The following is a 23,339-nucleotide window of genomic DNA, read 5'->3' on the forward strand; positions in this document are numbered from 1 at the left end:
AGTGACGTCGGTCGTAGGGCATGCGACGCTGCGGCGATGCGCGAGCCATTTGTCGGGAGCGAAGCCGTCGCCTGTGGACTACTGACCAAGAGCCAGTTGGAAACGCGCCACGTCCGGCTGTTTCGCGGAGTCTACATCGACCGCGATGCTGAGCTCACTGCCGCGGTACGCGCCAAGGCCGCCTGGTTGTGGACCGGCCGCCGGGGAATTGTGGCAGGGTTCTCGGCCGCCGCACTGCACGGAAGCAGATGGGTCGATGACAGGAGAGCTGTGGAGATGATCCACAACTACCACCATTGCCCGGCAGGGATACAGCTGCATAGAGACGTCGTCGGATTGGATGAAATCGACATGATAGGCGGTGTAGCTGTTACATCGCCGACGAGAACAGCGCTGGACCTCGGCTGCTGGTATCCGACGACGACCGCGGTTGCAGGTATCGATGCGTTGGCCAAAGCGGCAGAGGTCAAAGCAGCCGACGTCGAGCTGTTGGCCCGCAGGTATGCGGGACGCCGGGGCATCGCGCGAGCACGCCGGGCCGCGGACCTGTTCGATGCCGGGGCGCAGTCGCCGAAAGAGTCGTGGCTTCGCGTCGTGCTGATCGAGGCGGGCCTGCCGCGGCCACAGACACAGATCCCGGTGCTCGACGAGTTCGGCGGTGTTTTCGCGTATTTGGACTTGGGGTGGGAACACATCAAAGTCGCTGTGGAATACGACGGAGAGCAGCACCGTAATGATCGTCGGCAATACACCTGGGACATACGACGACAGGAACGACTAGAGCGTCGCGGCTGGATAGTCGTACGGGTGGTCGCTGGGGACCGGCCTGGCGACATCGTTCGCAGGGTTCGCTCCGCCTGCGCTGGCCGAGCGCCCGGCTAGCGGGGCGCTCGCACTCTTGGGCCCGGCTAGCCGGGCGTTCGGCACAAAACGCGCCGAAGGCATAAAAGACTTAGGCGTAAAAGACTTAGGCCGGGATGAGCTCGACGCCGCTGAGCACTACCGCGTTGTCGCGGGCCGGCGCGACAACGCTGGCCACGAAACGGTTGTCGTCTTTCCAGATGCCGACCTTGAGCGTCTCGCCCGGGAACGCGACACCGGCAAAGCGCGCCCCGTAAGCGGCCACGGCCGAGGCATCGCCGTCCAGCAGCGCGTCGGTGATGGCCTTGCAGGTCATCCCGTAGGTGCACAGGCCATGCAGAATCGGCTGGGGAAAGCCTGCGGCAGCAGCGAATTCGGGGTCGGAGTGCAGCGGATTGCGGTCGCCGCACAGCCGGTACAGCAGCGCCTGCTGCGGCAGGATCGGCACGTCGACCTCGAGGTCGGCAGCCCGATCGGGTGCCCCGTCCGATGACCCGCCCCCTGAAGGCCCGCGCTCGCCGCCGAATCCGCCCTCACCGCGGGCGAAGATCGACCGCCGCTGCGTCCACAGCACGGTGCCGTCGGGCGCGGTCGCCGTCGTCTCGCTCCAGATCACCGCGGCCTTGCCCTTGTCCCAGATATCGGTGAAACGGGTGACGGCGGTGGCCGAACCCGACGGTGGCAGCGGCCCGGGCACCTCGATGCGCTCGCTGGCGTGCAGCACCTTGCTCAGCTCGATGTCGATGCCGGGGAATTGCACCGTCGGCGGCTTGGTCATGTGGAAGGACGCCGCGACATTGCCGAAAGTCGGCAGCACCTGGGGGGTTTCGTCGACCAGATAGCGCAGCTCGCGCGGATCCATGGGGTCGGCGCCCGCGCCCAGCCCAAGGTGATACAGCTGGATATCGCTACTGGACCAAGAGAATTCAAGCGGCTCCAGCTCGGCGGCCAGTGCGACGTCTACATCGATCGGCATGTCAGTTCTCTCCTGCGATGTGCAGCGCGGCGAGGTACCCGAAGGTCATCGCCGGCCCAATGGTGCCGCCCGGACCCGGATAGGTGTGCCCCATCACCGGTGCACTGACGTTACCCGCCGCGTAGAGGCCGTCGATGATGCTGCCGTCGTCGCGCAGCGCGCGGCCGTGGACATCGGTGCGGATACCGCCCTTGGTCCCCAGATCGCCGGGCACCATCTTGGCGGCGTAATACGGCGCATGGGTGAGCTCGCCGAGGTTCGGGTTGGGCTTGTTGGTGGGGTCGCCGTAATACCTGTCATAAGCGCTCTCACCGCGGCGGAAGTCCTCGTCGACTCCGGAGCGGGCAAAGGCGTTGAACCGCGCCACGGTCGCGGTGAACTCGGCGACCGGTAAGCCGGCTTGCGAGGCCAGCTCCTCGAGTGTGTCGGCCTTGATGATGACGCCTGATTCCATCCACTTGGTCGGAATGCGTTGTCCGGGTTGCAGTCCCGCGAAGATGTAGCGGTCCCGGTACTGCTGGTCGAACACCAGCCACGCGGGAATGTTTTCGCCCGGTCCGGGGCCCTGGCCGAATTCGCCGCCGTACATGTGGTGGCAGGCTTCGACGTAGGGCATCGACTCGTTCATGAACCGCTTGCCCGACATGTTGACGATGATCGACCCCGGCGAGTTGCGCTCCGACAACGCGAACCACGGCGCGCCGACCAGTGGAACCGTCGGGCCCCACCAGGCGTCCTCCATGATATCCAGTGCGGCGCCGAGCTTTTCGCCCGCGATGATGCCGTCACCGGTGTTGGCCTTGGCGCCGACCGTCCACTCGGTGGTGATGGGCGCGCGCTGGTACTTCACCCGCATCTGCTCGTTGTGCTCGAAGCCACCGCTGGCCAGGATCACGCCGCGCCGCGCTCGGATCAGCTGCGGCTCAACCGACTCGGGGTCACCGGTGGTGCGCACATAAACCCCGCGCACGACGCCGTCTTCGACGTACAGATCGGTCAATGCGGTGTTCAGCTGCACCGGAACCCCGGCCTGCTGCAAGCCGATCCGCAACGGACCGATCAGCGCCCGGCCCATGCCGACCAGGTTCTTACCGGTCGCCTTCGCCCACATGGTGCGGGCGCCGACCTTCAAGCTGCGCAGCACCCCCCGCGGGTGTCGCTTCAGCATGTTCAGCCGCACGTAGTCCTGTTGCATCACAACCACATTGAGGGGCACTTTGCCGTATGCCGGCTCGAGTCCGCTCTCGTCGGGACCCAGCCTGCGCGCGTTGAACGGCTTGGGCTCGATCGAACGCCCCTCCGCGCGGCCGCCCGGCGCCTCGGGGTAGTAGTCGGAGTAACGCGGCACCCAGCACATCTTCAACGGGGTGTTCTTCAGCACGAACGACAGCATTTCGGGACCGCGCTGCAGGTAGGTGTCGATGCGCTCCGGCTCGACCACGTCGCCGACGATGCCGTGCAGGTAGGTGCGGGCAGCATCGGGTGTGTCCTTCACCCCGTCGCGCTGGAGGACCTCGTTGTTCGGGATCCAGACGCCGCCCCCTGAGCGTGCGGTGGAGCCGCCGAAATGCGGGGCCTTCTCGATGACTACTGTCGAAAGGCCTCGGTGCGCGGCGGCGAGGGCAGCCACCATGCCGGCTCCGCCGCTGCCGACCACGACGACGTCGTACTCCTGCGCTGTCATGTAGAACACGTTATAGAATTGCCCGGGCTGGCCGCTACCGGCCCGGTCAAACGAACGAGGGGACTTCGGTAAATGCTCAGTGTTGCGACCCGCGACGAGCTGGCAGCCGACCTGGCGCAAGCCGAGCGTAGCCGTGTCCCGATCGCTCCGCTCACCTCCGCTCACCCGGACATCGACGTCGTCGACGCCTACGAGATCCAGCTGATCAACATCCGCCAGCGGGTCGCCGAGGGCGCGCGGGTGCTGGGCCACAAAGTCGGCCTGTCCAGCAAGGCGATGCAACAGATGATGGGCGTCGACGAGCCGGACTACGGTCACCTGCTCGACGAGATGCAGGTGTTCGAGGACGTCCCGGTCAAGGCGGGCAGATTCCTTTACCCGCGGGTGGAGGTTGAGGTCGGCTTCATCCTGGCCGCCGACTTGCCGGGCGCCGAGTGCTCCGAAGAGGACGTGCTGGCGGCCACCGAAGCCCTGGTGCCCTCGATCGAGTTGATCGACACCAGGATCACCGACTGGAAGATTGCGTTGTGCGACACCATCGCCGACAACGCCTCATCGGCCGGTTACGTGCTGGGCAAGGCCCGGGTATCGCCCGCCGACATCGACGTCAAGACGATCGACGCGGTGCTGACCCGCAACGGTGAGGTGATCGCCGAGGGCCGCAGCGATGCCGTGCTGGGCAATCCGGTGACGGCGGTGGCATGGCTGGCCCGCAAGGTGGAGAGCTTTGGGGTGCGGCTGCGTAAAGGTGACGTGGTGCTTCCGGGTTCCTGCACGAAGGCGATCGATGCCCGCCCCGGTGACGACTTCGTCGCCGATTTCACGGGGCTGGGTTCGGTCCATTTGTCGTTCGAATAGGCTTCGGATTAGTTTTGAATCAGTTGATTTAACGCTTCGAAAAAGGAGCATCATGCCGTCAAAGGCGAGTGTGGCGATTGTCGGGTCGGGAAATATCAGCACCGACTTGCTCTACAAGCTGCTGCGATCGGACTGGCTGGAGCCACGCTGGATGGTGGGGATCGACCCGGAAAGCGAAGGCCTGGCGCGGGCCCGCAGGCTGGGTTTGGAGACCACCCACGAGGGTGTGGCCTGGCTGCTGGCCCAGTCCGAGAAGCCTGACCTGGTGTTCGAGGCCACCAGCGCCTACGTGCATCGGGACGCGGCACCGAAGTACGAGGCCGCCGGGATCCGGGCCATCGACCTGACACCGGCCGCGGTGGGCCCGGCGGTCATTCCGCCGGCGAACCTGCGCCAGCACCTGGATGCGCCCAACGTCAACATGATCACCTGCGGCGGCCAGGCCACCATTCCGATCGTCTACGCGGTCTCGCGAGTGGTGACGGTGCCCTACGCCGAGATCGTCGCGTCGGTTTCGTCGGTGTCCGCCGGGCCGGGTACTCGGGCCAACATCGACGAGTTCACCAAGACCACCAGCAAGGGCGTCGAGACCATCGGTGGAGCCCAGCGTGGCAAGGCGATCATCATCCTGAACCCGGCCGACCCGCCGATGATCATGCGCGACACCATCTTCTGCGCTATCCCTGAGGACGCCGACCACGAGGCGATCGCCAAATCCATCCACGACGTGGTCGCCGAGGTGCAGACCTACGTTCCCGGATACCGGCTGCTCAACGAGCCGCAGTTCGACGAACCGTCGGTGGTCAACGGCGGCAACCACGTGGTCACGACGTTCGTCGAGGTCGAGGGTGCCGGCGATTACCTGCCGCCCTACGCCGGGAATCTCGACATCATGACGGCCGCGGCCACCAAGGTCGGCGAAGAGATCGCCAAAGAGCGGGCCTCGGTCTCGGGAGGAGCGCAGGCATGACTACCGATGGCATCTTCTTCAACCCGGTGTGGGACGTCCGGATGACGGACACGTCGCTGCGTGACGGCTCCCACCACAAACGCCACCAGTTCACCAAGGACGAGGTCCAGGCGATCGTGTCGGCCCTCGACGCGGCCGGGGTGCCGGTGATCGAGGTGACCCACGGCGACGGACTGGGCGGCTCGTCGTTCAACTACGGCTTCTCCAAGACTCCCGAGCAGGAGCTGATCAAGCTGGCCGCCGAGACGGCCAAGGAAGCCAAGATCGCGTTCTTGATGCTGCCGGGCGTCGGCACCAAAGAGGACATCAAGGAGGCGCAGAACAACGGTGGCTCGATCTGCCGGATCGCCACCCACTGCACCGAGGCCGACGTGTCGATCCAGCACTTCGGGCTGGCCCGCGAACTCGGCCTGGAAACCGTCGGCTTCTTGATGATGGCGCACACCATCTCGCCGGAGAAGCTGGCCGCGCAGGCCCGGATCATGGCCGACGCGGGCTGCCAGTGCGTCTACGTCGTCGACTCCGCCGGTGCCCTGGTGCTCGACGCGGTCGCCGACCGGGTGAAGGCTCTGGTCGCCGAGCTCGGCGACGACGCTCAGGTGGGTTTCCACGGGCACGAGAACCTCGGGCTCGGCGTGGCCAACTCGGTCGAGGCCGTGCGCGCGGGTGCCAAGCAGATCGACGGCAGCGTGCGCCGCTTCGGCGCGGGGGCGGGCAACGCGCCGGTCGAGGCCCTGATCGGCGTCTTCGACAAGATCGGCGTCAAGACCGGCATCGACTTCTTCGACATCGCCGACGCCGCCGAGGATGTGGTGCGCCCGGCCATGCCGGCCGAGTGCCTGCTCGACCGCAACGCGCTGATCATGGGTTACTCCGGGGTCTATTCGAGCTTCCTCAAGCACGCCGTCCGTCAGGGGGAGCGTTACGGAGTCCCGGCCCACGAGCTGTTGCACCGCGCCGGCCAGCGCAAGCTGATCGGCGGCCAGGAAGACCAGCTGATCGACATCGCGCTGGAGATCAAGCGCGAACGGGAAACCCCCGCGGTCACGCCCTGACAACACTGCCTTCGAGCACGGATAGGGCACAGGTTGCTCTCAAACACAGTCGGGGCACAGCCCGGGCACAGCCGCCGCGCGTAGCGTCGCGCGCATGAGGACGACATCCAACACGAACGGCATGGGTCGCCGCGGACTGTACGGCCTGATCGCCGGGGGGCTACTCACCGCAACCGCTGCCACCGTGATCGCGCTGCCGGTCGCAAGCGCGGATCCGTGCAATCAGACCGTGGGGCAATCCATCGACGCGTACCTGTCGCGGCATCCCGACGTGAAGGCCACGCTGTCCGCCAAGTCTCAGGCGGAGGGCGGCGGCCCCAACGTCATGGACTACCTGAGTCGGCATCCGGATGTCCGTCAGCATCTGATCGACCTGTCCCAGCAGTGCACCTCGTAGCGAGCGGGCGGGGTTAATCTTTCAAGTCGGTAAACCCCGGCGGCGACGCGCGGGAATGTTCGCCATTGACGAAAAAGTAGAACACGTTCTAGCGTCTAGGCGTGTTCTCTCACTCTCTCACCGATGCGATCGCCGAAGCCGAGAAGCTCGTCGCCGCCGCACCGCACATCGAGACCGAAGCCGACCTGCTCGAAGGACTGCAGTATCTGGCCGGCGGTATCTCGGCGTGTATCCATCTGGCGTTCGACTACGACCGGGATCACCCGTTCCTGCAGTCGGGCACCGGGCCGTTCACCAAGATGGGTCTGGACAATCCCGACACCCTGTACTTCGGCACCCGCGTGCACGCCGACCACGACTACGTGGTCACCGGGGTCCGCGGTACCACCACCGACTTGAGCTTCCAGCTGCTCGGTGGTGAGTACACCGACGACAACGTGCCCGCCAGCCAGGCCGCGTTCGACGACCGTGAACTGGAGATCGCCGCCGACGGCACCTTCGAGTGGCGGGTGCGGCCGACCAGCAATGGGCAGCTGGTGATGCGTGAGGTGTACGGCGACTGGTCAGCTCAGCGCGGCACGCTGGCGATTTCCCGGCTGGACACCGCCGGCACCGCCCCGCCGCCACTTACCCGTGAACTCATCGAAAAGCGTTACGCCACAGCCGGAAAGCAGCTGGTGCAGCGGGTGAAGACCTGGCTGCAATTCCCGCAGTGGTTCTACCTGAATCTGCCCGTCAACACGATGGTGGCGCCGCGGTTGACCCCGGGTGGGCTGGCGACCCAGTATTCGTCGGTGGGTCACTACGACCTGAATCCCGACCAGGCGCTGATCATCACCATTCCGGTTAGCGACGCGCCCTATCTCGGCTTCCAGCTCGGCAGCCTGTGGTACATCTCGCTGGACTACATCAACCACCAGACCTCGCTGAACAACACTCAGGCACAGGCGGATCCGGACGGCAAGGTCCGCATCGTCGTTGCCGACGGGAATCCGGGTGTGACCAACTGGGTCGAGACCCTGGGGCACCGACGCGGGTATCTGCAGTTCCGCTGGCAGCGGGTGTCGCGCGAGCTGACCGATGCCGACGGGCCGACCGTGGAGCTGGTCGACCTCGACGCGGTAGCGAGCAAGTTGCCGTATTTCGACCACAACAAGATTTCCGAGGACGATTGGCGTGCACGAATCGCGTTGCGCCAGCAACAAATTCAAGCAAGGATGCTGGGGTGACGATGTCAGGGATGCTCAAGAAGAAGGTGGTCGTCATCAGTGGCGTCGGACCGGGTCTTGGTACCACGCTGGCACACCGATGTGCCCGCGACGGGGCCGATCTGGTACTTGCGGCACGCACCGCCGAGCGGCTCGAAGAGGTCGCCCAGCAACTCAAGGACGCCGGCCACCAGGCGCTGGCGGTATCGACGGACATCACCGACGACGATCAGGTGAACAATCTCGTCGAACAGACGATGGCGACCTACGGCAAGGTCGACGTTCTGATCAACAACGCGTTCCGGGTGCCTTCGATGAAGCCGTTGGCGGGCACCACATTTCAGCATATCCGTGACGCGATCGAGCTCAGCGCGCTCGGGGCGTTGCGGCTGATCCAGGCTTACACGCCGGCGCTGGAAGCCTCCAAGGGTTCGGTCGTCAACGTCAACTCGATGGTGCTGAGGCACTCGCAGGCCAAGTACGGCGCGTACAAGATGGCCAAGTCCGCCCTGCTGTCGATGTCGCAGTCGCTGGCCACTGAACTCGGTGACAAGGGTATTCGCGTCAATTCCGTTGCGCCCGGTTACATCTGGGGTGACACGTTGCAGGCCTACTTCAACCACCAAGCCGGCAAGTACGGAACCACGGCCGTGGAGATCTACCAGGCCACCGCGGCGAACTCCGACTTGAAGCGGCTGCCTACCGAGGACGAGGTCGCCTCGGCGATTCTGTTCATGGCCAGCGATCTGTCCAGCGGCATCACCGGGCAGACATTGGACGTCAACTGCGGGGAGTACCACACCTAATGCCGCCATCGACGATGCAGAGCGAAGCGATGAGGAGGAGACGGCGAGATGGGCGGTGAGCGCACCGACGTCGGCACCGTCGAGGACATGCACGCCTCGGCCACCAAGCTGGTCGGGCTCGACGACTTCGGCGTTGACGACGACAACTACCGCGAAGCCCTTGAGGTGCTGCTGGAGTCCTATCGGCGTGATGCCGGCCTAACCCCGTTGGGTAGCAAGATGAATCGTTTCTTCTTGCGCGGCGCGTTGGTGTCCAGGCTGTTCGCTGAATCGGCCTGGAAGCAGTATCCGCAGCACGCCGAGGTGGGCATCGAGCGGCCGATCTTCGTCACCGGCCTGCCGCGTACCGGCACGACGATCTTGCACCGCCTGCTCGGAGCCGATCCCGTGCATCAGGGACTGCACCTGTGGCTGGCCGAGTTCCCGCAACCGCGTCCGCCGCGGGACGAGTGGGATGCCAACCCGTGGTACAGCTCGCTGAACGCGCAGTTCGAAAAGGCTCACGCGGAGAATCCGGAATACACCGGCCTGCATTTCATGGCCGCCTATGAGCTGGAGGAGTGCTGGCAGCTGCTGCGGCAATCGCTGCATTCGGTGTCCTATGAGACGCTGTCGCACCTGCCCACTTATTCGCAGTGGCTCTCGCGGCAGGACTGGACACCGTCATACCAGCGGCACCGCCGCAACCTTCAGCTGATTGGGCTGAACGATGTCGGAAAGCGTTGGGTGCTCAAGAATCCCAGCCATCTGTTCGCGCTGGACGCGTTGATGGCGACCTATCCGGACGCCCTGGTGATCCAGACACACCGGCCGGTGGAGACGATCCTGGCGTCGATGTGCTCATTGGCGCAGCACACCGCCGAAGGATGGTCGAAGACCTTCTCGGGCGCCCAGATCGGTGCTGACGCAATGGAAACCTGGTCGCGCGGTCTGCAATTGTTCAACACCGCACGCGCCAAATACGACCCCGCCCAGTTCTGCGACGTCGACTACCATGACTTGATCGCCGATCCGCTCGGAACGGTCGCCACGGTGTACCGCCACTTCGGCCTGAACCTGACCGACGAGGCGCGAAAGGCCATGGAGGACAGCCACGCCGAGAGTCAGACCGGCGCGCGGGCTCCGAAGCACAAGTACTCGCTGGCCGACTACGGGCTCACCGCGGACGAGGTCAAGGAACGCTTCGCCGGGCTGTGATCGGGTGCACCGGCGCGGTCCGAGTCCGCGTCGAGTGTGCGTCGGCGGCGTTGAGTGTCGCTCCTGGGCGGGATTTCGGCCATTTTCCCGCCCTAGACGCGCACTCGACGCGGGTAGCCCCGTGCCGAGTGGTCATCGACCCTCGATTCGCCGAGCTCCGAACCACACGCAAGTTGAATCAGTCTTCCTCGGGACGCTCCAGGTAGCCCTCGGCCACCGCGTGTTCGATGCTGTCGGACAGGCGGGGGCAGGACCTGGTTCGTGCAGGATCACCACCGGATTCACGCACCTCGGCGAAGTAGGCACAACGCTGCGACGCTTCGGTATTCCATTGCACCGCAGTATATCCCGGTCCCAGCCTGCGCACGGTCACAGTGACATGGCAGAAGCGGCAATCGACCGGCTGCAGACCTGATGTCAGGTAGCGCTGCCGGTCGGCCAGGCTGGCCTCGCGGACCGCGGCTGCCCGCTGCGGGTCGTTCGCGAAATCCCTTGACTTCGACCAGGATCCAGACCCACCGTTGTGGGCGGGCTTGTCCTCGTGGTCGTGGCCGTCGCCATGCAGCAGCAGCATCGATCGGGCGAGCCGATCGACGTCGGGAACCGCCGGCTGATCGTCACCCATGTCGTCAGTGCTGTTCGACTGGAACTTCTTCGGCCGCAGCGGTTTCGGCGTCCTGTGCCTTGAGGTTCTCGGCAACCTCGACGTTCCAGTGTTCGATGGCGCGGGTGGTGTCGACCTCGATCTCGAAGCGCTCCACCATTTCCGGTTCGACGTCGGCGGCATCAACATAGAACTGCTGATACCAGCGACGCAGCTGATAGACGGCGCCATCTTCCTCAACCAGCAGCGGGTTGTCGATCCTCGTCTTGTGCTTCCAGATCTCGACGTCCTGCAAAAAGCCCTTGCTGACACCCTCGGTGAAGACCCTGGACAGCTTTTCGGTCATCTTTTCGTCCATGCCCTTGGGCTTTTCGACGATGACACCCCATTGCAGCACGAACGAGTTCTGGGTCACCGGGTAGTGGCAGTTGATCAGAATCGACTCGGCCTTATAGCCGCCATAGCTGTTGTGCAGCCAATTGATCATGAACGACGGGCCGAAGTAGGACGCTTCGGAGTCCAGGTGCGCCTCGCCGTAAGAGGTGCCCAAATCGCTGACGTCCGGCCGGCCCACGTTGTGCAGGTACTGCGAGGCGATGTGACCCTCGAAGACATTCTTGAAGTACGTCGGCAACCCGAAGTGGATGTAGAAGAAATGCGCCATATCGGTGACGTTGTCGATGATGTCGCGGCAGTTGGACCCCTCGATGAGGATGCTGTTCCAGCGCCACTCGGTCCACTCGTCGCTGTGGGACTCCGGGATGTCGGGAATGCGGACGGCGGGGTCCGGGGGGTTGTTCTCGTGGTCGTGCCAGACGAACAGCAGGCCGCCGCGCACATCGGTCGTCCACGACCGGGTGCGCGCCGTTTTCGGCGTGCGCTTGGCGTACGGCACCAGCTTGCAGCGGCCGTCGCCGCCCCAGCGCCAGTCGTGGAACGGGCACGCGACCTCGTCGCCCTTGATGGTGCCCTCGGAGAGATCCCCGCCCATGTGGCGGCAGTAGCCGTCGAGAACCTTGATGTCCCCGTGCGAGTCTGCGAAGACCACCAGCTTGGTGCCGAAAGCCTCAACGGAATGTGGCTTGCCGTCCTGGAAGTCCTTCGCCACGCCCAGGCAGTGCCAGCCGCGGGCGAATCTGGTCGGCAACGCGCCGGGATCGATTTCCCGGATGCCGACCGCTTTGGTGTCGGTAGTCACCTGTCACCTCCATTGCTAGCCCTCTAACTAGAACACGTTACAGTTTTACGGCCCGTAAGCGCAACGACAGCGGGTCTAGCTGCGCTGTCCCGGGGAGTGCTTCATGCTTGGGGTATATCTAGACGATGCCACTGTTTGCTTTCGAGGGTCGGGCGCCACGGATCGATCCGACGGCTTTCGTGGCGCCGACCGCGACCCTGATCGGCGACGTCACGGTCGAGGCCGGGGCGTCGGTCTGGTTCAACGCCGTATTGCGCGGCGATTATGGGCCGATCGTCGTGCGAGAAGGCGCCAATGTGCAGGACGGATCGGTGTTGCACGCGCCGCCGGGCATCCCCGTCGACATCGGACCGGGCGCGACGGTGGCCCATATGTGTGTCATTCACGGCGTTCACGTGGGTTCTGAGGCGATGATCGCCAACCACGCCACCGTTCTCGACGGCGCGGTGATCGGTGCGCGCAGCCTGGTCGCAGCGCATTCCCTGGTGACCGCCGGCACACAGATTCCGGCCGGGGTGCTCGTCGTCGGAGCGCCGGCTCAGATCAAGGGCCCGATCGCCGGGACGGGTGCCGAGATGTGGATCAACCTGAATCCGCAGGCATATCGCGATCTCGCGCAGCGGCATCTCACCGGGCTGGAGCCGATCTAGACCATCGGGATCATTGCGAAAGTACTGTCGGCTGATATCCGGCCGGCAACTTCAGCACCCGGTTGCGGAAGTCAACCACATACACGTCATCCTGCGGCCCGACCGCGATCCCATAGGGCGCGAAGAGATCGCCGAAAGGCAACACGGACACCGTGTTCGAGCCCGCCGTCAATCGCAGCACCCGATTGTTGTTCAAGTCGGTGACGTAGACGCTGTTGCTGCGATCGATGGCCACACTGTTCGGAAAGTTCAGGCCGGTGAACGGGAGAATGACCGGGGTGGTCGACCCGGTGGCCAGCTTCTGCACCCGATTGTTGCCGGCGTCGGCGACGTAGATCGCGTCAGCGCTGTCGACCGCGAGATCGTAAGGCTGGTTAAGTCCGATGAACGGAACCGGGACCTGAACGTTTGAGCCGGCGGGCATTTCGAGCACCTGGTTGTTCTTGAAGTCGGCGACGTAGACGTTGCCGGCGCTGTCCGCCGTCACCCCATGCGGTTCGGTCAGGCCGGTGAACGGAAGCTCGATCTGAGTCTTGGAGCCGGCGGGAAGCTTCAGCACCCGCTTGTTGTATTCGTCGACGACATAGAGATTGCCGTCGTGGTCCGTGGCCAGACCGGCGGGACGGTTCAGGCCGGTGAACGGCAACTCGATTGGCGTGTTGGCGCCGGCCCGCAGTTCCAGCACCCGGTTGCCGCCCGAGTCGGCGACATACACATTGCCGGCGTTATCCACCTCCACGCCTTCGGGATCCGCGAGGGTGAACGGCAGCACGACCGCGCCAGACGTGGGCGGCGCGGCGCTGGTTGTCGTGGTGTGGGGGGACGATGCGTTGCCGGACGACGGTCGCGCGAAGGCGAAGTATCCGGCCACGCCGAGGACGGCAACGATCACGACGGCCGCGGCGCCCATGATCGTCAGAGAGGGTCGTGACCGCCGTGGCGGCTGGGCCTTCGCAGGCTTCTCAAGCTCCCAATCGTCGTCCATGACCGGCTCCTCAACCACCGCGGTGTGCGCGACACCAGGACACTACCGCTCTGCTTTCGCGACGCATAGCAAGTTCAGAAGAAATGCTCGCCCACCGGAAATGCCGCTCAACTCCCCAACGCGATCGGTTCGTATCCCGCCGGCATTTTGAGCACCCGGTTGTGTAAATCGGCGACGTAGATATCGCCCTTCGGGCTCACTGCCACCTCGAACGGGGCGCTCAAATTGTCGAAGGGCAGTCGGGACTCGGCATTTGAACCGGCGGCAAGCTTGAGCACTCGATTGTTGTTCAGGTCGGTCACGTACACATTGCCGCTGTGGTCGATCGCCACACTGTTCGGAAAATTCAGGCCGGTGAATGGGAGGACGACCGGGGTGGTCGTCCCCGCGGCCAGTTTCACCACCCGGTTGTTACCGGCGTCGGCCGCGTACACGGTATCGGCCTCGTCCACGGCCAGGTCGTAGGGACGGTCGAGTCCGGCGAATGGCACCTCCACCTGAGTATTCGAGCCTGCGGGCAATTCCAGCACCCGATTGCCCTGAAAGTCGGCGACGAAGACGTTCCCGCGGCTATTGACCGCTATTCCATAGGGATCCGCGAGCCCGGTCATCGGCAATTCGATCTGCGTGCTGGAGCCGGCCGGCAGTTTCAGTATCCGATTGTTTTTCTGGTCGACCACATAGAGGGCATTGCTGCCGTCCACCGATAGACCGCCGGGCTCCTTGAGTCCGGTGAACGGGAGCACGATCGGCTTGTCGGAGCCGGCTTTCAGCTCCCACACCCGGTCGGAGCCCGCGTCGGAGACGAAGACGTTGCCGACACCGTCCACCTCCAGCCCGTCGGTATCCACGAGCTCGAACGGCAGGGCGACCTGGCCGGACCGTCCAGCAGGATTCGGCGTCGGACTGGGTTTGGTCGAGGCCTGTGTCGCCGACGTCCGTCCCAATAGAAGGTAGACGGCGACGACCGCGAGGATCACCAGGATTGCGGCGCCGGCGATGGACAGGATCCGCAGCCGCTGGTGCGACCGACTCGTTGCGGGTGTTTTCGGCCTGATTTCGTCCATGGGAACCAGGAGGATACCGCGCGACGTTGCACGCGCACAGGACGTTCCCGGTGAATTCCGGGAACCGGGTTAGGCGAGGACCTAGACCTTGCGGGTATTTGCGGCCGCGCGGTCCATCTCCCAATACGCGCGCAGGGCAACCAGTTTGCCGTCGTCGTTGGCCTTGTACGTGAACACGCCTTCGGCCGTAGTCTGGTAGTCGCCCGTCGTGATCAGGATGTGGCCGACGTTGGCTTCCTCGTTGCCGCACTGGTAGGTATCGCGGAAGAAGAACTCGATCTTGGTGGTGGGGGCGATGGCCTTGTCCCAGAACGCCGAGATGGCGTCGCGGCCGCGGTGTCCCTTACCTTCGGGGTCGAAGGCCGACGGCCCGATGGGATCCTCGACGATGGCGTCGTCGGTGAATACCGCGAGCCAGGCTTGTTTGTCCCTGGCGCCGACCGCCTCGCGCGAGCGACGGCCTGCTTCGTGGGCCGGATTTTCGCTCACGCGCTTACTTTCTGTGGCTTGTCGGCACCGACCACCCACATGGAGTAGTACTGCGAGCCGCCGCCGTAGGCGTGTCCCAACGCTTTTCGGGCGTTCGGAACCTGGTGGTCGCCGCCCTTGCCCATCACCTGGATCGCCGACTCGGCGAAGCGAATCAGGCCCGACGCGCCGATCGGGTTCGACGACAGCACCCCGCCGGACGGGTTGACCGGTAGCTTTCCGCCGATCTTGGTCTCGCCGGCCTCGGTGAGCTTCCAGCCTTCACCCTCGGGAGCAAATCCAAGGCTTTCCAACCACATTGGCTCGAACCAGGAGAACGGCACGTAGATCTCGGCGGCGTCGATCTCGTCGATCGGGCTCTTGATGCCCGCCCCCTCCCACAGCGCCGCGGCCGCGTCACGGCTGGCCTGCGGGCTGACCTGGTCGCGGCCGGAGAACTGCAGCGGCTCGGTGCGCAGCGCGGTCGCGTGGATCCACGCCACCGGCTCTCCTTGCGCCAGCCGGGCTTCGGCGATCTCCTCGTTACCGATCACGACCGCGGCGGCACCGTCGGACGACGGGCAGGTCTCGTCGTAGCGGATCGGGTCCCACAGCATGGGGGACTCCATCACTTTTTCCACGGTGATGTCGGGCTGGTGCAAGTGGGCCAGCGGGTTGCGGGCCCCGTTGAGCCGGTCCTTGACCGCGACGATGGCGCCGATGTTCAACGGTGCCCCCGAGCGGCGGATGTAGGAGCGCACGTGCGGGGCGAAGTATCCACCCGCGCCGGCGCCGACCGGCTTGATGAACGGGATCGGAATCGACAACGCCCACATGGCATTTGATTCCGACTGCTTCTCCCAGGCCATCGCCAGCACGCGCTTGTACTTGCCCGACTGCACCAGGCTGGCCGCCACCACCGCGGTGGATCCGCCGACCGATCCAGCGGTGTGCACCCGGATAAGCGGCTTGCCGGTGGCGCCCACGGCGTCGGCCATGAACAGCTCCGGCATCATGACGCCCTCGAAGAAGTCGGGCGCCTTGCCGACCACCACCGCGTCGATGTCGTCGAACGTGGAACCGGAGTCGGCCAGCGCCCGGTCGATGGCCTCACGCACCATGCCGTTCATCGACACGTCCTTGCGCTTGGCTACGTACTTCGTTTGCCCGGTACCCAGTACCGCGGCGAGGTGCGCTCCTGCACCGGCCATCAGTTCTTTCCTTCCATGACCGCGACCAGGTTCTGTTGCAGCGCAGGTCCGCTGGTGGCGTGCGCCAGCACCCGATTCGCAGAACCGTCCCAGATGTGTTGTGCGGCAAATCCGATGCGCTCGAGACCGGCGACGAACATGGGGTTGGCCGACAGCGCACCGCCGGACGGATTGACTTTCGTCTTCCCAGGGATCCGAATGGCGTCCGCCAGGATCAGGTGCTGGTGGGTGAACGGCGCATGGATCTCGGCGACGTCGAGGTCGGCGGTGGTGCCGCCGGTGGCCGCCTTGGTCGCGGCCCGCGTCGACGGAGAGTCGGTGAGGTCGCGCGCACCGAGCACCGGGGTTTCGATGCGATGCTCGATTCCGGTTATCCAGGCCGGGTTTTCGCGCAACTCGCGCGCGCGGTCGTCGGCGGCCAGCACGATCGCGGCAGCGCCGTCGGTGATCGGTGCGATATCGTGCCGTCGCAGCGGGTCGGCGAAGAAGGGCCGCTCCAGCAGGTCTTCGACATTGACCGCCGATTCCACCTTGTCGACCCGGCGGGCGTTGGCGAATGAATCGAATGCGACTCGGGCCATCTGCATTTCGCTCCACTTGCCGGAGTCGAGGCCCATCCGCGCCTGCAGTCCGGCCATCGACACCGAGTCCGGCCACAGCGGCGCGACGGTGTACGGGTCGGTCTGCCGGGAGAGGATCTGGCGCAGGATGCCGGCCGAGGACTTGCCGAAGCCGTACACCAGCGCGGTGTCCACCTCGCCGGTCAGGATCTTGATGTAGGCCTCGTAAAGGGCCCAGGCCGCATCCATCTCGACGTGCGACTCATTGATCGGCGGGACGGCACCGATCGAGTCGATGGCCGAGATGAACGAAAAGGCCCGTCCGGCAAGGTAATCGGACGATCCGGAGCACCAGAAGCCGATGTCGGTCCGGGCGATGCCCAGCTCCTCGTAGAGCTGGGCGAAACACGGAATCAACATCTCGACGCCGTTGGTGGTGCCGTCAGTGCGGCGGACATGCGGGGCGTGGGCAAAGCCGACGACCGCAACATTGCGTTCGCTCATGTGCAGGTAAGCCCTTTACAGGTGGTGCTTGTAGGTGTCGTACTCGGCGTCCGGTTCACCGGTGGGCCGAAAGTACTCGATGTTGTCGATGCCAAATCCCCATTCCTCCCGGGGCCTCCACACCGCTTCCACTCGCATGCCCATCCGCACCTCGTGCGCGTCGATGTCGGCGACCAGATGCAGAAACGGGATGTCGGCGCCGTCCAGCAGCACATAAGCGGCCACATAGGGCGGCTTGATGCGCTGTCCCTGGAACGGGATGTTGATGATCGCGAACGTCGTGACGGTGCCCTTGTCCGGCAGCTCGACGAACTCGGTCGTGGGCTGGCCGGTGGCCGGGTCCGCGCCGTGCGGCGGGAAGTACACCTTTCCGTTCTTCCCGGTGCGGGCGCCCAGCAGCTTGCCCTCCGCGATGGCGCGCAAGTATGCGCTCTCTTCGTGCGACGCGGTGTGCTGGATCGTCAGCGAGACCGGCGTGACGATCATCGTGACCGGGTCCTGGTCGCTGGAAGTCGGGTCGGCGACGGGTTCTTCCTCCGAGCCGAGCGCGAAGTAAGCGATGTCGGTGATGGCGCCCACCGTCTCGTCGGCCCAGTGCACATGCACCCGAGCGCCGGTCTTGATCTTGTCCGGTGTGCCGGCGTCGACGGCGTGGATCAACGGGGTGTCGGCGCCGTCCAGCTTGATCAGGGCCCAGGCGAACGGCTTATCCAACGGCTGGCCCTCCAGCGGGTCGGCCTGCCAGGTCCAGGACACCACGGTGCCGACGGGTGACACCGGTACCATCTCGCCCAGCGGTTCGTAGGTAACCGGGTCGTATTCCGCCGGTGGCACATGCACCCGGCCATCCGATCCGCGCACCCCGAGGACGCGGCGCTCACGCAGTGCGGTGAAGAAATTGCTAAGCGTGGTACCGACTGAACGGGTGTAGTCGAAGGCCAGAGTTAACGGCGCTGAGAGGGGCGGCTCGGAGTGATCGATCGTGGTCGGGCCGCTCGAAGTGGCTGTCACGCCATCGAGTAGAACAGGTTCTAAGAACCGTTTCAACATCGGGTAGTGGTCGGGTCCGTTCTGGCCGGGAAAGGCGGAGACATGAAGCTGGGTCTGCAGCTGGGATATTGGGGCGCTGCGCCGCCGGAGAACCACGGTGAGCTCGTCGCCGAAGCGGAGGCCGCCGGATTCGACGCCGTGTTCACCGCCGAGGCATGGGGTTCGGACGCCTATACACCGCTGGCCTGGTGGGGTTCGTCGACGCAACGGGTGCGGCTTGGCACTTCGGTCGTGCAACTGTCCGCGCGGACCCCGACGGCATGCGCGATGGCCGCACTCACTCTCGATCACCTTTCCGGTGGCCGGCACATTCTCGGGCTCGGGGTGTCCGGTCCGCAGGTCGTGGAGGGCTGGTACGGCCAGTCGTTCCCCAAGCCACTGGCCCGCACCCGTGAGTACATCGACATCATCCGCCAGGTGTGGGCCCGCGAGGCGCCGGTGACCAGCGACGGCCCCCACTACCCGCTGCCTTTGAAGGACGGGGCCCGGCAACCGGTTACCGGCCTGGGCAAGCCGCTCAAGCCGATCACCCACCCGCTGCGCAGCGACATCCCGATCATGCTGGGCGCCGAGGGACCGAAGAACGTCGCGCTGGCCGCCGAGATCTGCGATGGCTGGCTGCCGATCTTCTACACGCCGCGGATGGCCGACACCTATAACGAGTGGCTGGACGAGGGCTTCGCCCGGCCGGGTGCGCGACGCAGCCGTGCGGACTTCGAGATCTGCGCGACGGCCAACATTGTGATCACCGAGGACCGCAACGCCGCATTCGCGGCCATGAAGCCCTACATCGCGCTCTACATGGGTGGGATGGGCGCCGAGGACACCAACTTCCACGCCGATGTGTATCGCCGGATGGGCTACTCCGAAGTGGTCGACGATGTCACCAAGCTGTTCCGCAGCAACCAGAAGGACAAGGCCGCCGAGATCATCCCCGACGAAGTCATCGATGATGCCGCGATCGTGGGCGACGTCGACTACGTCCGTAAGCAGATCAAGGCATGGGAGGCGGCCGGCGTCACGATGATGGTCGTCTCCGGCCGCAGCGCGGAGCAGGTCCGGGAGCTTGCCACGCTCGTCTAGACAGTTCTTGCTACATGTCGAGAACACGTTCTAGATTGACCGGATGACTGCGTCGCAGCACACCATCGCGGGCACCGTCCTCACCATGCCGGTGAGGATCCGCCAGGCAAATCAACACATGGCGATGTTCTCGGTGAACGCCGACGCCGCCCAGCACTTGATCGACTACAGCGGCCTGCAGGTCTGCCGATACCTGCCCGGGCGCGCGATTGTGGTCCTGATGCTGATGCATTACATCGACGGCGACCTGGGCCAGTACTACGAATTCGGCACCAGCGTGATGGTCAACCCGCCCGGGTCGACAGCGAGCGGGCCGCGCGCCCTGCAGAACGCCGGCGCGTTCATCCATCACCTGCCCGTCGACCAGGAGTTCACCCTGGAGGCGGGAACCAAGATCTGGGGTTACCCGAAAGTCATGGCGGACTTCACGATTCGCGACGGTCGCCAGTTCGGGTTCGACTGCACGGTCGATGGGCAACTGGTGATCGGCATGGACTTCCGTGCGGGCCTGCCGATTCGGTTGACCCCCCGTCAGCAGGCACAGCGCAGCTACTCGCACCGCGACGGAATTACCCGCGAGACCGCCTTCGAGCACACTCTGGACGGGGTTCGGACACGGCTCGGGGGCGTTCGCGTCCGGCTGGGCGATCACGCCTACGCGAAAGAGCTTGCGTCGCTCGGTCTTCCGAAGCGCGCGATGTTGTCCAGCTCTGCTGACCAAGTTCAAATGACATTCGGCGATGCCGAGGAGATCTCATGACCCTTCCCGATGTGAAGACCAAACCCGACGTCGACTTGACCGACGGCGCTTTCTACGCCGGTGACTCCCGGTCCATCTACAAGTGGATGCGCGACAACGAGCCGGTCTTCCGAGACCGCAACGGGCTTGCCGCGGCGTCGACGTATCAGTCCGTCATCGAGGCCGAGCGCAACCCGGAGCTGTTCTCGAATGCCGGTGGCATCCGGCCGGACCAGCCGGGCGTCGAGATGATGATCGAGATGGACGACCCGCAACATCTGTTGCGCCGCAAGCTCGTCAACTACGGGTTCACCCGCAAGCGGGTCAAGAATCTGGAGGCCTCGATTACCTCGTTGTGCGACACGCTGATCGACGCGGTGTGCGAACGCGGCGAATGTGACTTCGTCTGGGACCTGGCCGCGCCACTGCCGATGGCGGTCATCGGCGACATGCTCGGTGTGCGCCCCGAGGAACGCGCGATGTTCCTCAAGTGGTCCGACGATCTGGTCAGTTCCTTGAGTAGCACCGCGGCCGAGGCCGATATCCAGGTCACGATGGAGGCCTTCGCCACCTACAGCCAATACATGATGGGCATGATCGAGGAACGCAAGAAGGAGGCGACCGACGACCTGGTCAGCGTTCTCGTGCACGCGGAGGTAGAAGGGTCGCGCCTGGAAGACCACCAGATCGTCACCGAGGTGCTGCTGCTGCTGATCGGCGGCGACGAGACCACGCGGCACACCCTGTCGGGCGGAACCAGACAACTGCTGCAGCACCCCGATCAGCACAAGCGCCTGGCGGCCGATTTGAGCCTGCTGCCCAACGCGATCGAAGAGATGCTGCGCTGGACGGCGCCGGTGAAGAACATGGCACGCACGATCACCGCCGACACCGAGTTCCACGGGACCGCGCTGCACGCGGGCGAAAAGATGATCCTGCTGTTCGAGTCGGCGAACTTCGACGAGAAGGTCTTCGACGATCCGGAGAGCTTCAACATCGAGCGCTACCCGAACAACCACCTCGCGTTCGGCTTCGGCACGCACTTCTGTCTCGGCAACCAGCTCGCCCGCCTCGAGCTGTCGATCATGCAGACCCGCCTGCTACAGCGCCTGCCCGACATGCGGCTGGCATCCGACGCCGCACTGCCGTTGCGTCCGGCGAACTTCGTGTCCGGCCTGGAGAAGATGCCGGTCACCTTCACCCCGACCGCGCCGCTTTCGTAGCCCGTTAGCGCTGGCCCTCCCACACCCGCCTCTCCCCACCTCTTCGCCGAACGTGCTCTGACGGCGGCGGCGCACTTCGCCGAACGTGCTCTGACGGCGGCGCACTTCGCCGAACGTGCTCTGACGGCGGGGTTTAGGCGATTTTCTCGCGCTGAGAGCACGTTCGGCGGGACCAGGCCGCTGCTACTCGGCGCAGAATGCCGCCCGGCACGTCTTCGGCGGTAACACGGACGACGACCCAACCGAGATCGGTGGTCACTGCCTCGTAGCGCGCGATGTCCCGATTGAATTGCCGTCGGTCGGTCCGGTGATGATCGCCTTCGTACTCCACCGCGAGTTTGATGTTCTCCCAACCCATATCGAGCACCGCGACGAGCTCACCGTATTGGCCGTAGACCGGAATCTGGGTCTGTGGCCGTGGATATCCGGCCCCGACGAGCAGCAGCCGCACCCACGTCTCGCGCGGTGACTCCGCGCCGGCGTCGACCAGCTTGAGAGTTTGCCTGGCGCGCCGGACATTTCGATGCCCTTTGTAGCGTTCGGCGATTAGCTCGACGTCGGCGACATCGAGCCTGGTGGCATTCGCCAAAGCGTCGATGGCGGCGACGGCTTTCCCGAGGGGATTGCGACAGGCGAGGTCGAAGGCAGTTCGCGCCGGCGTCGTCGCCGACATGCCGCCGACCAGCTGTATCTCGTCGTCGGCGACGCGATCCAACCACGTGCGAATTCCCGGCGGCGGCCGACGGTGTTGATACAGCAACTGAGCCGGCGCCCGCTGGTCGACCCACTTTGCACCGTGCAGTGCCGCGGCGGATTGTCCGGCGACGACGCCGCGACGCCGTGACCATAGCCAGGCTGCTCGGGCTCGCATCGTCGCGGTGAGGTCAGTACCGGATGGGACATAGACGTCGGGATGGATGGCGACGAATCGGCTACGCAGCTGATAGGCCGTCAGGGCACCTGACTTGACGGCCTCGCTGCCGATGAATGGCTCTCTCACGGAGGCAGTGTGTCGTCGACCACCGACACATGCGCCGAACGTGCTGTCACTGCGAAAAAACAGCCGAAATATCGCAGTGAGAGCACGCTCGGCGCAAAAGCGCTACTTGTTCTGGAAGTTGGGCTTGCGCTTTTCGGCGAATGCCCGCGGGCCTTCCTTGGCGTCGTCGGACAAGAACACCTTGATGCCGATCTGGGTGTCGATCTTGAACGCGTCGTTCTCGTGCATGCCCTCCGTCTCGCGGATGGCCCGCAGGATCGCCTGCACGGCCAGCGGGCCGTTGTTCTCGATCAGCTCGGCGATCTCGAGGGCCTTGGTCAGCGCCTGGCCGTCCGGCACCAGATGGCCGATCAGGCCGATCTCCTTGGCTTCGGCGGCGGTGATGTGCCGGCCGGTCAGCAGCAGGTCACAGGCGACGGTGTAGGGGATCTGGCGTACCAGCCGGACGGCCGAGCCGCCCATCGGGTACAGGCTCCACTTGGCCTCGGAGATGCCGAACTTGGCGCTCTCGCCCGCGATGCGGATGTCGGTGCCCTGCAGGATCTCGGTGCCACCGGCGATCGCGGGGCCTTCGACGGCCGCGATCAGTGGTTTGGTCAGCCGACGACCTTTGAGCAGGGCATCGATGCGTGACGGGTCGTAGCTGCCGTCTTTGAACGACTCGCCCGGCGGTTTTTTGGTTGCTGCCTTCAGATCCATGCCGGCGCAGAAGTAGCCACCGGCCCCGGTCAGGATGCAGCACCGGATGTCGTCGTCGTTGTCGACGCGGTCCCAGGCCTGCACCATGATTTCCATCATTTCGGTGCTCAGCGCGTTGCGGGCGTGTGGTCGATTCAGGGTGACGATGAGCGTGTGACCGCGCTGCTCAACGATCGCGTCCGGTCCCGTTGGTTCGTTTGCTGGCGCTTGCCCATTATCCTGAGCCACGGCTACTGCCTTTCCGTCGTCGGTGGGGGCGAACTTGTCAAGAAATGTAACACGTTCT

The 23,339-nt window shown here is 64.9% G+C and carries 24 protein-coding genes; 12 read left to right on the forward strand and 12 right to left on the reverse strand.

The window, feature by feature from the left end; all coding sequences use genetic code 11:
* Nucleotides 1–36 precede the first annotated feature (36 nt).
* A complete protein-coding gene (locus tag SKC41_RS10250; protein ID WP_330977526.1) occupies nucleotides 37–882 on the forward strand; it encodes a DUF559 domain-containing protein in 846 nt (281 codons plus the stop codon).
* Between the two features lie 85 nt (nucleotides 883–967).
* Here SKC41_RS10250 and SKC41_RS10255 read toward each other — a convergent pair whose 3' ends face one another.
* Both SKC41_RS10255 and kstD read right to left on the reverse strand, forming a co-directional pair.
* Complete coding sequence (locus tag SKC41_RS10255; RefSeq protein ID WP_330977527.1) at nucleotides 968–1,837, reverse strand: MaoC family dehydratase; 870 nt, start codon at nucleotides 1,835–1,837, stop codon at nucleotides 968–970.
* Between the two features lies 1 nt (nucleotide 1,838).
* On the reverse strand, nucleotides 1,839–3,521 hold the full coding sequence (gene kstD, locus SKC41_RS10260; protein ID WP_330977528.1) for a 3-oxosteroid 1-dehydrogenase: 1,683 nt from the start codon (nucleotides 3,519–3,521) through the stop codon (nucleotides 1,839–1,841).
* 72 nt (nucleotides 3,522–3,593) lie between these two features.
* Between kstD and SKC41_RS10265 the strand changes: the two genes are divergently transcribed.
* The 7 genes from SKC41_RS10265 (at nucleotide 3,594) to SKC41_RS10295 (ending at nucleotide 10,012) form a co-directional block, all read left to right on the forward strand.
* Nucleotides 3,594–4,379, forward strand: a complete 786-nt coding sequence (locus tag SKC41_RS10265) for a 2-keto-4-pentenoate hydratase (protein ID WP_330977529.1) — start codon at nucleotides 3,594–3,596, stop codon at nucleotides 4,377–4,379.
* A gap of 52 nt (nucleotides 4,380–4,431) precedes the next feature.
* Nucleotides 4,432–5,349 (forward strand): acetaldehyde dehydrogenase (acetylating), encoded by a 918-nt coding sequence (locus SKC41_RS10270; RefSeq protein WP_330977530.1) that lies wholly within the window; start codon nucleotides 4,432–4,434, stop codon nucleotides 5,347–5,349.
* A complete protein-coding gene (gene dmpG / locus SKC41_RS10275) occupies nucleotides 5,346–6,404 on the forward strand; it encodes a 4-hydroxy-2-oxovalerate aldolase (RefSeq protein WP_330977531.1) in 1,059 nt (352 codons plus the stop codon). The genes SKC41_RS10270 and dmpG overlap by 4 nt, the downstream gene beginning before the upstream one ends.
* Before the next feature lie 94 nt (nucleotides 6,405–6,498).
* Nucleotides 6,499–6,801: a hypothetical protein gene (locus SKC41_RS10280; protein WP_330977532.1), complete on the forward strand. Its 303-nt coding sequence runs from the start codon at nucleotides 6,499–6,501 to the stop codon at nucleotides 6,799–6,801.
* Between the two features lie 101 nt (nucleotides 6,802–6,902).
* Entirely contained in the window at nucleotides 6,903–8,030 is a 1,128-nt protein-coding gene (locus tag SKC41_RS10285) for a hypothetical protein (RefSeq protein WP_330977533.1), read from the forward strand.
* A gap of 2 nt (nucleotides 8,031–8,032) precedes the next feature.
* Entirely contained in the window at nucleotides 8,033–8,815 is a 783-nt protein-coding gene (locus SKC41_RS10290; protein WP_330978827.1) for an SDR family oxidoreductase, read from the forward strand.
* Nucleotides 8,816–8,863: 48 nt separating this feature from the next.
* On the forward strand, nucleotides 8,864–10,012 hold the full coding sequence (locus SKC41_RS10295; RefSeq protein WP_330977534.1) for a sulfotransferase family protein: 1,149 nt from the start codon (nucleotides 8,864–8,866) through the stop codon (nucleotides 10,010–10,012).
* Between the two features lie 178 nt (nucleotides 10,013–10,190).
* On the opposite strand, the gene SKC41_RS10300 is transcribed toward SKC41_RS10295, so the two are convergent.
* Complete coding sequence (locus tag SKC41_RS10300) at nucleotides 10,191–10,637, reverse strand: hypothetical protein (RefSeq protein ID WP_330977535.1); 447 nt, start codon at nucleotides 10,635–10,637, stop codon at nucleotides 10,191–10,193.
* Between the two features lie 4 nt (nucleotides 10,638–10,641).
* Entirely contained in the window at nucleotides 10,642–11,814 is a 1,173-nt protein-coding gene (locus SKC41_RS10305; protein WP_330977536.1) for a Rieske 2Fe-2S domain-containing protein, read from the reverse strand.
* A 125-nt stretch (nucleotides 11,815–11,939) separates the two neighbouring features.
* On the opposite strand from SKC41_RS10305, the gene SKC41_RS10310 reads away from it, so the two are divergent.
* Nucleotides 11,940–12,464 (forward strand): gamma carbonic anhydrase family protein, encoded by a 525-nt coding sequence (locus SKC41_RS10310; RefSeq protein ID WP_096290274.1) that lies wholly within the window; start codon nucleotides 11,940–11,942, stop codon nucleotides 12,462–12,464.
* A gap of 10 nt (nucleotides 12,465–12,474) precedes the next feature.
* On the opposite strand, the gene SKC41_RS10315 is transcribed toward SKC41_RS10310, so the two are convergent.
* From SKC41_RS10315 to SKC41_RS10340, 6 genes are all read right to left on the reverse strand, one after another.
* Nucleotides 12,475–13,449 (reverse strand): NHL repeat-containing protein, encoded by a 975-nt coding sequence (locus SKC41_RS10315; protein WP_330977537.1) that lies wholly within the window; start codon nucleotides 13,447–13,449, stop codon nucleotides 12,475–12,477.
* 107 nt (nucleotides 13,450–13,556) lie between these two features.
* Complete coding sequence (locus SKC41_RS10320) at nucleotides 13,557–14,516, reverse strand: NHL repeat-containing protein (RefSeq protein WP_330977538.1); 960 nt, start codon at nucleotides 14,514–14,516, stop codon at nucleotides 13,557–13,559.
* 81 nt (nucleotides 14,517–14,597) lie between these two features.
* Nucleotides 14,598–15,005, reverse strand: a complete 408-nt coding sequence (locus SKC41_RS10325; RefSeq protein ID WP_330977539.1) for a nuclear transport factor 2 family protein — start codon at nucleotides 15,003–15,005, stop codon at nucleotides 14,598–14,600.
* Entirely contained in the window at nucleotides 15,002–16,195 is a 1,194-nt protein-coding gene (locus SKC41_RS10330; protein ID WP_330977540.1) for a thiolase domain-containing protein, read from the reverse strand. Before SKC41_RS10330 ends, SKC41_RS10325 begins: the two co-directional genes overlap by 4 nt.
* Nucleotides 16,195–17,259: a thiolase domain-containing protein gene (locus tag SKC41_RS10335; protein WP_330977541.1), complete on the reverse strand. Its 1,065-nt coding sequence runs from the start codon at nucleotides 17,257–17,259 to the stop codon at nucleotides 16,195–16,197. The genes SKC41_RS10330 and SKC41_RS10335 overlap by 1 nt, the downstream gene beginning before the upstream one ends.
* Nucleotides 17,260–17,274: 15 nt before the next feature.
* Entirely contained in the window at nucleotides 17,275–18,270 is a 996-nt protein-coding gene (locus SKC41_RS10340; protein WP_330977542.1) for a Zn-ribbon domain-containing OB-fold protein, read from the reverse strand.
* A gap of 81 nt (nucleotides 18,271–18,351) precedes the next feature.
* On the opposite strand from SKC41_RS10340, the gene SKC41_RS10345 reads away from it, so the two are divergent.
* Genes SKC41_RS10345 through SKC41_RS10355 form a run of 3 tightly spaced genes read left to right on the forward strand, consistent with a single transcriptional unit; the run spans nucleotide 18,352 to nucleotide 21,354 of the window.
* Complete coding sequence (locus SKC41_RS10345; protein ID WP_330977543.1) at nucleotides 18,352–19,392, forward strand: LLM class F420-dependent oxidoreductase; 1,041 nt, start codon at nucleotides 18,352–18,354, stop codon at nucleotides 19,390–19,392.
* A 43-nt stretch (nucleotides 19,393–19,435) separates the two neighbouring features.
* Nucleotides 19,436–20,152: an acetoacetate decarboxylase family protein gene (locus SKC41_RS10350; RefSeq protein ID WP_330977544.1), complete on the forward strand. Its 717-nt coding sequence runs from the start codon at nucleotides 19,436–19,438 to the stop codon at nucleotides 20,150–20,152.
* Nucleotides 20,153–20,163: 11 nt separating this feature from the next.
* Nucleotides 20,164–21,354 (forward strand): cytochrome P450, encoded by a 1,191-nt coding sequence (locus SKC41_RS10355; RefSeq protein ID WP_330978828.1) that lies wholly within the window; start codon nucleotides 20,164–20,166, stop codon nucleotides 21,352–21,354.
* A gap of 133 nt (nucleotides 21,355–21,487) precedes the next feature.
* On the opposite strand, the gene SKC41_RS10360 is transcribed toward SKC41_RS10355, so the two are convergent.
* Together SKC41_RS10360 and SKC41_RS10365 are read right to left on the reverse strand one after the other, a co-directional pair.
* The gene (locus tag SKC41_RS10360; protein WP_330977545.1) at nucleotides 21,488–22,354 is read right to left on the reverse strand and encodes a hypothetical protein; all 867 of its coding nucleotides are present in this window, start codon (nucleotides 22,352–22,354) and stop codon (nucleotides 21,488–21,490) included.
* Between the two features lie 102 nt (nucleotides 22,355–22,456).
* A complete protein-coding gene (locus SKC41_RS10365) occupies nucleotides 22,457–23,281 on the reverse strand; it encodes a crotonase/enoyl-CoA hydratase family protein (RefSeq protein WP_330977546.1) in 825 nt (274 codons plus the stop codon).
* Between the last annotated feature and the right edge of the window lie 58 nt (nucleotides 23,282–23,339).

The sequence above is a fragment of the Mycobacterium sp. 050128 genome (genome assembly GCF_036409155.1).
Taxonomy (GTDB): domain Bacteria; phylum Actinomycetota; class Actinomycetes; order Mycobacteriales; family Mycobacteriaceae; genus Mycobacterium.